The organism is Citrobacter sp. Awk 2 (assembly GCF_028069815.1).
Taxonomy (GTDB): Bacteria; Pseudomonadota; Gammaproteobacteria; order Enterobacterales; family Enterobacteriaceae; genus Citrobacter.
Window position 1 is genome coordinate 51,122 of record NZ_JANEWL010000016.1, and the last position, 8,945, is coordinate 60,066.

Sequence of the window (8,945 nt, forward strand, 5' to 3'; positions counted from 1 at the left end):
CTGTTATTGTGCCTTTTGCGGTACCGGGCATTTACCCTACTAACTGCTGTCTCACAGGAGCGTGAAGAGAATCGCCCATATACAAAAGCGCCGCATTATGACAATGAGAGCGAGGAGATATCGTCGTGCTAGAAGAATACCGTAAGCACGTAGCTGAGCGTGCCGCCCAGGGGATTGTGCCGAAACCCTTAGACGCAACCCAAATGGCTGCACTTGTCGAGCTGCTGAAGACCCCGCCTGTGGGCGAAGAAGAATTCCTGTTAGACCTGTTGATTAACCGCGTTCCCCCTGGTGTAGATGAAGCCGCTTACGTTAAAGCCGGTTTTCTCGCCGCTGTCGCTAAAGGTGACACTACCTCTCCGCTGATCACGCCAGAAAAAGCCATCGAACTGCTGGGTACCATGCAGGGCGGTTATAACATTCATCCGCTGATTGATGCGCTGGACGATGCCAAACTGGCACCGATTGCCGCCAAAGCGCTCTCTTCAACGCTGCTGATGTTTGATAACTTCTACGATGTAGAAGAAAAAGCCAAAGCTGGCAACGAATATGCTAAGCAAGTGATGCAGTCCTGGGCTGATGCCGAATGGTTCCTGAACCGTCCTGCTCTGGCTGAAAAAATCACCGTTACCGTCTTCAAAGTGACGGGTGAAACCAACACCGATGACCTGTCTCCGGCCCCGGACGCGTGGTCTCGCCCTGATATTCCGCTGCACGCCCTGGCGATGCTGAAAAACGCCCGTGAAGGTATAGAGCCGGATCAGCCGGGTGTCGTTGGCCCGATCAAACAGATCGAAGCATTACAGAAAAAAGGTTACCCGCTGGCCTATGTGGGTGACGTTGTCGGTACCGGTTCTTCGCGTAAATCTGCGACCAACTCCGTGCTGTGGTTTATGGGTGATGATATCCCTCATGTACCGAACAAGCGTGGCGGTGGTTTGTGTCTGGGCGGCAAAATTGCACCGATCTTCTTCAACACCATGGAAGATGCGGGCGCGCTGCCGATTGAAGTGGACGTAAGCAACCTGAACATGGGCGACGTAATTGACGTTTACCCATTCAAGGGCGAAGTGCGTAACCACGAAACCAACGAACTGCTGGCTACCTTCGAACTGAAAACCGATGTGCTGGTTGACGAAGTGCGCGCCGGTGGCCGTATTCCGCTGATTATCGGTCGCGGCCTGACCACCAAAGCGCGTGAAGCGCTGGGTCTGCCGCACAGTGATGTATTCCGTCAGGCGAAAGATGTGGCGGAAAGCAGCCGCGGCTTCTCTCTGGCTCAGAAAATGGTTGGCCGCGCATGTGGCGTAACCGGCGTCCGTCCGGGTGCCTACTGTGAACCGAAGATGACTTCCGTCGGCTCTCAGGATACCACCGGCCCAATGACCCGTGACGAACTGAAAGACCTGGCGTGCCTGGGCTTCTCTTCTGACCTGGTGATGCAGTCGTTCTGTCATACCGCTGCGTATCCGAAACCGGTTGACGTGACCACCCACCATACTCTGCCTGACTTCATCATGAACCGTGGCGGCGTGTCGCTGCGTCCGGGTGATGGCGTAATCCACTCCTGGCTGAACCGTATGCTGCTGCCGGATACCGTGGGTACCGGTGGTGACTCCCATACCCGTTTCCCAATCGGTATCTCTTTCCCGGCGGGTTCTGGTCTGGTGGCATTCGCGGCTGCGACTGGCGTGATGCCGCTGGATATGCCGGAATCTGTTCTGGTGCGTTTCAAAGGCAAAATGCAGCCGGGTATCACCCTGCGTGACCTGGTTCATGCCATCCCGCTGTACGCGATCAAACAAGGTCTGCTGACCGTTGAGAAGAAAGGTAAGAAAAATATCTTCTCTGGCCGCATTCTGGAAATTGAAGGTCTGCCGGATCTGAAAGTTGAGCAGGCATTCGAACTGACCGATGCGTCCGCTGAGCGTTCCGCTGCCGGTTGTACCATCAAGCTGAACAAAGAGCCGATCGTTGAGTACCTCAGCTCCAACATCGTTCTGCTGAAATGGATGATCGCGGAAGGCTACGGCGATCGCCGTACGCTGGAACGTCGTGTACAGGGCATGGAAAAATGGCTGGCGGATCCGCAGCTGCTGGAAGCCGATGCTGACGCCGAATACGCGGCAGTGATCGACATCGATCTGGCGGATATCAAAGAGCCAATCCTGTGTGCGCCAAACGATCCGGACGACGCGCGTCTGCTGTCTGACGTGCAGGGCGAGAAGATTGACGAAGTGTTCATCGGTTCCTGCATGACAAACATTGGTCACTTCCGTGCCGCGGGTAAACTGCTGGATGCGCATAAAGGCCAGTTGCCAACGCGTCTGTGGGTTGCTCCACCAACGCGTATGGATGCGGCACAGCTTACCGAGGAAGGCTATTACAGCGTCTTTGGTAAGAGCGGGGCGCGTATCGAGATTCCTGGCTGTTCACTGTGCATGGGTAACCAGGCGCGTGTGGCAGACGGTGCGACAGTCGTTTCTACCTCAACCCGTAACTTCCCGAACCGTTTAGGTACGGGGGCGAACGTCTACCTGGCTTCTGCAGAGCTGGCGGCGGTTGCTGCGCTGATCGGTAAACTGCCGACAGCGGAAGAGTATCAGACCTATGTGGCGCAGGTAGATAAAACGGCCGTGGATACTTACCGGTATCTGAACTTTGACCAGCTCTCTCAGTACACCGAGAAAGCAGATAGCGTGATTTTTCAGACAGCGGTTTAATTCGCGACCACATTTAGCGTAAAAACGCATCAATGCCCGAAGAAGCTGACTTCTCCGGGCATTTTTATTTCTATTCCTTATACCCGCTACACTTTTTTTCTGCCGCGCTGCTGCGATAATTACAGCAAGGTGCAATGCGGTATTGGCGCATTGCCGGGAGCAGAGGAAGACATTATGGATTACGAATTTCTGCGCGATGTTACCGGGCGGGTTTTAGTGCGTATGTCCATGGGCCATGAAGTCGTGGGGCACTGGTTTAATGAAGAAGTGAAAGAGAACATGGCCTTGCTTGATGAAGTGGAACAGGCAGCGCGTGCGGTAAAAGGCAGTGAACGTTCCTGGCAGCGAGCAGGGCATGAATACACGCTCTGGCTGGATGGCGAAGAGGTTATGGTTCGCGCCAATCAACTGGAGTTCACGGGCGATGAAATGGAAGAAGGAATGAATTACTACGACGAAGAGAGTTTATCTTTGTGCGGCGTTGAAGATTTCTTGCAGGTGGTTGCCGCGTATCGTGAATTTGTGCAACAGCGTTAATTCGCACTCGCCTCTGCCGGGGGCGCTGTGCTACCCGGCCTGGCACAACGATGTCATTCCTGGTTCGTAGGCCCGATAAGCGTAGCGCCATCGGGCAAGGTGTCTTATTTGACGTAAGCCAACAGACTTAAGGAGTCGCGCGCCAGCGCTTTGCATTTTTTCGCGACCGGAATACCAATACCGCTCAAATCGCGATAGCTGTCTTCACCGAGTGCTTTCATATCGAAGGTATCGTAATTACTGAGGTCCCACTGGTTCTGTTGGGCAAAAAAGACCAGTGCGCGACGTATCTGCCCGTTGGGCAAATTCTGGTAGCCACAGTCATTTTTCAGAAAAACAAAAACTGCCGTTAAATCGGCCATATCTTCGGCTTCGGATTCACTAAGCGCGTAGCTATTTGCGCATACTGCCATCAGGCTGCCGAACAAAACTGTTCTGAAAAACGTCTTCATTGCTTCTACCACTGCATCACGGAAATTAAACGTTAGCATACTGCGAGCGAAGCGACGACCTTTATTATCAGCCGTTCACTTGACCTTCCCGTAAGGGGAGGGCTTATGCTTAAAAGATAGCCTGCTTAAGCTGCTGAATATAAGGAAATGAATATGCAACGTCGTGACTTTTTAAAGTACTCCGTGGCGCTGGGCGTCGCGTCAGCTTTACCTTTGTGGAGCCGCACCGTTTTTGCGGCTGACCGTCCTGCGTTACCCATTCCTGACCTGTTAACTGCGGATGCTTCTAATCGCATACAGCTGATTGTGAAAGCTGGGCAGTCGACGTTTGCGGGGAAAACCGCCACCACCTGGGGATATAACGGTAACGTGCTCGGACCCGCGGTAAAACTGAATAAAGGTCAGGCGGTGAGTGTGGATATCCATAATCAACTGGCCGAAGAGACGACGCTGCACTGGCATGGGCTGGAAATCCCCGGTGAAGTCGATGGCGGGCCGCAAGGCGTTATTCCGGCGGGTGGGAAGCGTTCAGTGACCTTTACCCCTGCGCAACGGGCAGCAACCTGTTGGTTCCATCCACATCAACACGGGAAAACCGGACGTCAGGTTGCGATGGGCCTGGCCGGACTGGTGCTGATTGAAGATGACGAGATCCGCAAACTACTGCTACCGAAGCAGTGGGGTATCGACGATGTGCCGGTGATTATTCAGGATAAACAGTTTTCCGCTGACGGACAAATTAATTACCAGTTGGATATGATGACCGCCGCCGTCGGTTGGTTTGGCGATACGCTGCTAACCAATGGGGCGATTTACCCACAACATGCCGCACCACGCGGCTGGTTGCGCCTGCGTCTGCTGAATGGCTGTAACGCACGCTCGCTTAATATCGCGGCCAGCGATAACCGTCCCCTGTATGTGATTGCCAGTGATGGTGGATTGTTAGCTGAGCCGGTAAAAGTGACCGAACTGCCGATGCTGATGGGTGAGCGTTTTGAAGTATTGGTGGATGTGAGCGACGGAAAAGCCTTTGATTTGGTCACTCTGCCGGTGAGCCAGATGGGGATGGCGATCGCGCCATTTGATAAGCCACATCCGGTGATGCGTATTCAACCGCTGCTTATTACCGCTTCCGGGACGCTGCCGGATACGCTGACCACCCTGCCAGCGCTGCCTTCTCTGGATGGACTGACGGTGCGTAAACTGCAATTGTCGATGGACCCGATGCTCGACATGATGGGCATGCAGATGCTGATGCAAAAGTATGGCGATCAGGCGATGGCCGGGATGGATCACGGGCAAATGATGGGCCATATGAACAGCAGCAACATGAGTCACGGTAACATGAGCCACGGCAATATGAATCACGGCAATATGGGCAGCATGAAACAGGGTGATATGAGCAATATGAAACATGGCGGGTCGTTTGATTTCCATAACGCCAATCGGATTAATGGCCTGCCCTTTGATATGAATAAACCGATGTTTGCCGCGGCGAAAGGCCAGCATGAACGCTGGGTCATTTCCGGTCAGGGTGACATGATGCTGCATCCGTTCCATATTCACGGCACGCAGTTCCGCATCCTCTCTGAGAATGGCAAAGCGCCGGCCACGCATCGCGCCGGCTGGAAGGACACCGTGCGTGTCGAAGGTGGCGTCAGTGAGGTGCTGGTGAAGTTTGACCACGACGCGCCGAAAGAACATGCCTATATGGCGCACTGCCATCTGCTGGAGCACGAAGACACCGGCATGATGCTCGGTTTTACGGTTTAAACAACGACGTCTCTTCGCTTACCCGGCCTACAGGATATTTCTTGTCGGCCGGGTATGGCGCATCCCCTGCATATTCTGCCATTGAACATAAAGTAATCGCCTTTGGGGCCGATAATCATCATGTACCCAATGTGAGTTCAATGGATGAAAAAACGTGATTAAAAATATTCGTGTTATTACCGGTATCCTGCTGGTTCTCGCCATTTTCTGTTTACTGCAGGCCGTTACGGGAAGCCTGTTTTATTCTGCGGTAAACAATGATAGGCAGAATTTCCAGAACTCAGGCACCCTCAATGCTCAGCAAGAAAATCTGAGTGACAGCGTCAATACGTTGATTAAAACCCGTGTTACGGTGACACGCGTCGCCATCCGCTTTTTAAAAAATCAGAGCGATCCTGCTTCTTTAGCCGCGATCAACACGCTGCTCAATACCGCCAGTGATTCAATGAAGAAGGCTGAAGGTTATTTCGCCCGGTATCAGGGATTACCACAGGTTACAGGGCAAGATCCGCAGATCGCCAGTGAAATGGAAAAGCAATATCGCCAGATGCACGAAGTCATGAAATTATCGATTGAGTATCTGCGAGCGAATAACTATCAGGCCTATGGCGATCTTGATGCTCAGAAAGCGCAGGATGAAATGGAAGCGAGCTATGACCACTGGCGAAACGAGAATAATGCGCTGCTGCAGCACGCTGCTGCGGAGAATCAGCTCAGTTTTTCCCGTATGCAGTGGACGCTGGGAGGCATCGTTCTGGTTGTGCTGATCGTTCTGGGCATGATCTGGAGCGGGTTGCAACACATCCTGCTGAAGCCGCTGGCGCAGATTATGGAGCATATTCGCGTCATTACCGGTGGAGATTTAACCCATAAGCTTAATGTTGAAGGTCGCAACGAAATGGGCCGACTGGCGATGGGGTTGGAAGAGATGCAACAGTCGCTGATTTCGACAGTCACTGCCGTACGTAATAGCTCGGAGTCAATTCATACCGGGGCCGCTGAAATATCCTCGGGCAACAACGACCTTTCTTCGCGCACCGAGCAGCAGGCAGCCTCGCTTGAGGAAACAGCCGCCAGCATGGAGCAGTTGACTGCGACAGTGAAGCAGAATACGGACAATGCGAAACAGGCGACCCAATTGGCGAAAAACGCCTCTGATACTGCCGCTCGCGGGGGGCGTGTTGTTGATACCGTTGTTCATACGATGAGTGAAATAGCGGACAGCTCGCAGCAAATCGCGCAGATCACGAACGTTATCGACAGTATTGCATTCCAGACCAACATTCTGGCGCTGAACGCCGCAGTAGAAGCGGCCAGAGCAGGAGAACAGGGGCGCGGATTTGCGGTTGTAGCCGGTGAGGTACGGACTCTGGCAAGCCGTAGTGCCCAGGCAGCAAAAGAGATCAAAGCGCTGATTGATAATTCAACTCACTGTGTCGGCATGGGATCGCAGCAGGTTTCGGATGCCGGTAAAACCATGGCTGAAATTGTCGCGGCGGTGACCCGTGTGACCGATATCATGGGCGAAATTGCGTCTGCTTCTGAAGAACAAAGTCGGGGGATTGAACAGGTTAGCCTCGCGGTTTCGCAGATGGACAGCGTTACCCAGCAAAACGCCGCGCTGGTGGAGGAGTCTGCGGCGGCGGCGGCCTCACTGGAGCAACAGGCCGAGCAGTTGCGGCAGGCTGTTGCGGTATTTCGCATTACCCGTGAGAAGGCGGTAAGCGGGGCACGAAAACCATCGCAGGACGCTCCGCGCCAGGATCGCGTTGTCTCGACTACCCAGGATCAACATTGGGAAACGTTCTGACCTGAAAAAGTCCGATTTTGTTCACGCTAAAAGCCGGGTTCGTTGCCCGGCTTTTATGTATTTAGAGCGCGTTAAAATGCGTGCGCAGGTTCTCTTACTAACTATCAGAGGAATGCGGTCTCTTTGCTGGTATACTTCACCCACTGAATTGTTTGTATGCTGTCGCAAGTTTTGTGGTTAGTGCGAGCCACCGCCTCTCTGTCGGTGTATCAAGGTAAGCGCTTTCTTTCGATTTGCATGATGTGTTAACTGATAAAAATCAGTGAGTTATTTCTTTTATGAAACATACTGTAGAAGTCATGATCCCGGAAGCGGAGATCAAAGCGCGTATTGCCGAATTGGGGCGTCAGATTAACGAGCGTTACAAGGACAGCGGCAGTGATATGGTGCTGGTAGGCCTGTTACGCGGTTCATTTATGTTTATGGCTGACCTGTGCCGCGAAGTGCATGTCTCCCACGAAGTCGATTTCATGACCGCCTCCAGCTACGGCAGCGGAATGTCCACCACACGTGATGTTAAAATCCTCAAAGACCTGGATGAAGACATTCGTGGCAAAGACGTGCTGATTGTTGAAGACATCATCGACTCCGGCAACACGCTGTCTAAAGTGCGTGAAATCCTGAGTCTGCGTGAACCTAAATCTCTGGCGATTTGTACGTTGCTGGATAAACCTTCTCGCCGTGAAGTGAATGTACCGGTCGAGTTTATCGGTTTCTCTATTCCAGATGAGTTCGTTGTGGGCTACGGCATTGACTATGCGCAACGTTATCGCCATCTGCCGTATGTTGGCAAAGTGGTGTTGCTGGACGAGTAATGGGCTGGAGCGCCTGATGGCGCTTCGCTTATCAGGCCTACGGCGCTGATTTGCAGGCCGGGTAAGGCGTCACCGCCACCCGGCAATATCGCCTTACTTATGGTTGCTGTGCTTCTGGCTAAGGTTCGACAACCCCTGTCGGTAGCGTTGTTCCAGCGTTTCGCGGCTGGTGGCCGTGACGTCCAGATCGCGCAGCAGGCCATCATGAATACCGTAAGCCCATCCGTGAATCGTCACTTTCTGACCGCGTTTCCAGGCTGAACGCATGATTGTCGAATGGCCCAGGTTATAGACCTGCTCCATGACATTCAGTTCGCACAGGGTGTCCATGCGACGTTCCTGCGGCATTTCGCCCAGCAGTGAGCTGTGTTTAAACCAGATATCGCGAATATGCAACAACCAGTTATCAATCAGCCCCTGTTCTTTATTTTCAATGGCTGCCTGGACTCCGCCGCATCCATAGTGGCCACAAATAATAATGTGTTCCACTTCCAGTACATCCACCGCATACTGAACCACTGAGAGACAGTTCAGGTCGGTGTGAATAACCAGATTAGCCACATTACGGTGAACAAACAGTTCACCCGGTTCAAGACCGGTTAAACGTTCAGCGGGAACGCGACTGTCGGAACATCCAATCCATAGAAAACGCGGATTTTGTGCATGTGTCAGCGTTTCAAAAAATCCGGGATCCTCTTCTACCAGCATCTTTGACCATAGTGCATTGTTGCTGATAAGTGTATCTATGTCTTTCATGGAGTTGTACAACCCGAAGCCAGATAAATTCGATGGGCTAATATAGGGTAACTCCAGCATTATTTAAACTATATATAAA

The 8,945-nt window shown here is 52.7% G+C and carries 7 protein-coding genes; 5 read left to right on the top strand and 2 right to left on the bottom strand.

Going from position 1 to position 8,945, the window contains the following annotated elements; translation table 11 throughout:
- The first annotated feature begins 125 nt into the window (after positions 1-125).
- Together acnB and yacL are read left to right on the top strand one after the other, a co-directional pair.
- A complete protein-coding gene (gene acnB / locus NNO02_RS06830; protein WP_271440518.1) occupies positions 126-2,723 on the top strand; it encodes a bifunctional aconitate hydratase 2/2-methylisocitrate dehydratase in 2,598 nt (865 codons plus the stop codon).
- A 174-nt stretch (positions 2,724-2,897) separates the two neighbouring features.
- Positions 2,898-3,260, top strand: a complete 363-nt coding sequence (gene yacL / locus NNO02_RS06835; RefSeq protein WP_271440519.1) for a protein YacL — start codon at positions 2,898-2,900, stop codon at positions 3,258-3,260.
- A 104-nt stretch (positions 3,261-3,364) separates the two neighbouring features.
- On the opposite strand, the gene NNO02_RS06840 is transcribed toward yacL, so the two are convergent.
- Entirely contained in the window at positions 3,365-3,712 is a 348-nt protein-coding gene (locus tag NNO02_RS06840) for a YacC family pilotin-like protein (protein WP_001295568.1), read from the bottom strand.
- Positions 3,713-3,865: 153 nt separating this feature from the next.
- Here NNO02_RS06840 and cueO point away from each other — a divergent pair, with 153 nt between their 5' ends.
- From cueO to hpt, 3 genes are all read left to right on the top strand, one after another.
- Positions 3,866-5,485: a multicopper oxidase CueO gene (gene cueO, locus NNO02_RS06845; RefSeq protein ID WP_271440520.1), complete on the top strand. Its 1,620-nt coding sequence runs from the start codon at positions 3,866-3,868 to the stop codon at positions 5,483-5,485.
- Between the two features lie 154 nt (positions 5,486-5,639).
- Positions 5,640-7,295, top strand: a complete 1,656-nt coding sequence (tcp, locus tag NNO02_RS06850) for a methyl-accepting chemotaxis citrate transducer (RefSeq protein ID WP_271440521.1) — start codon at positions 5,640-5,642, stop codon at positions 7,293-7,295.
- 278 nt (positions 7,296-7,573) lie between these two features.
- Entirely contained in the window at positions 7,574-8,110 is a 537-nt protein-coding gene (gene hpt / locus NNO02_RS06855) for a hypoxanthine phosphoribosyltransferase (RefSeq protein ID WP_003018658.1), read from the top strand.
- Positions 8,111-8,203: 93 nt separating this feature from the next.
- Here hpt and can read toward each other — a convergent pair whose 3' ends face one another.
- On the bottom strand, positions 8,204-8,866 hold the full coding sequence (gene can / locus NNO02_RS06860) for a carbonate dehydratase (RefSeq protein ID WP_003018654.1): 663 nt from the start codon (positions 8,864-8,866) through the stop codon (positions 8,204-8,206).
- Positions 8,867-8,945: the final 79 nt, after the last annotated feature.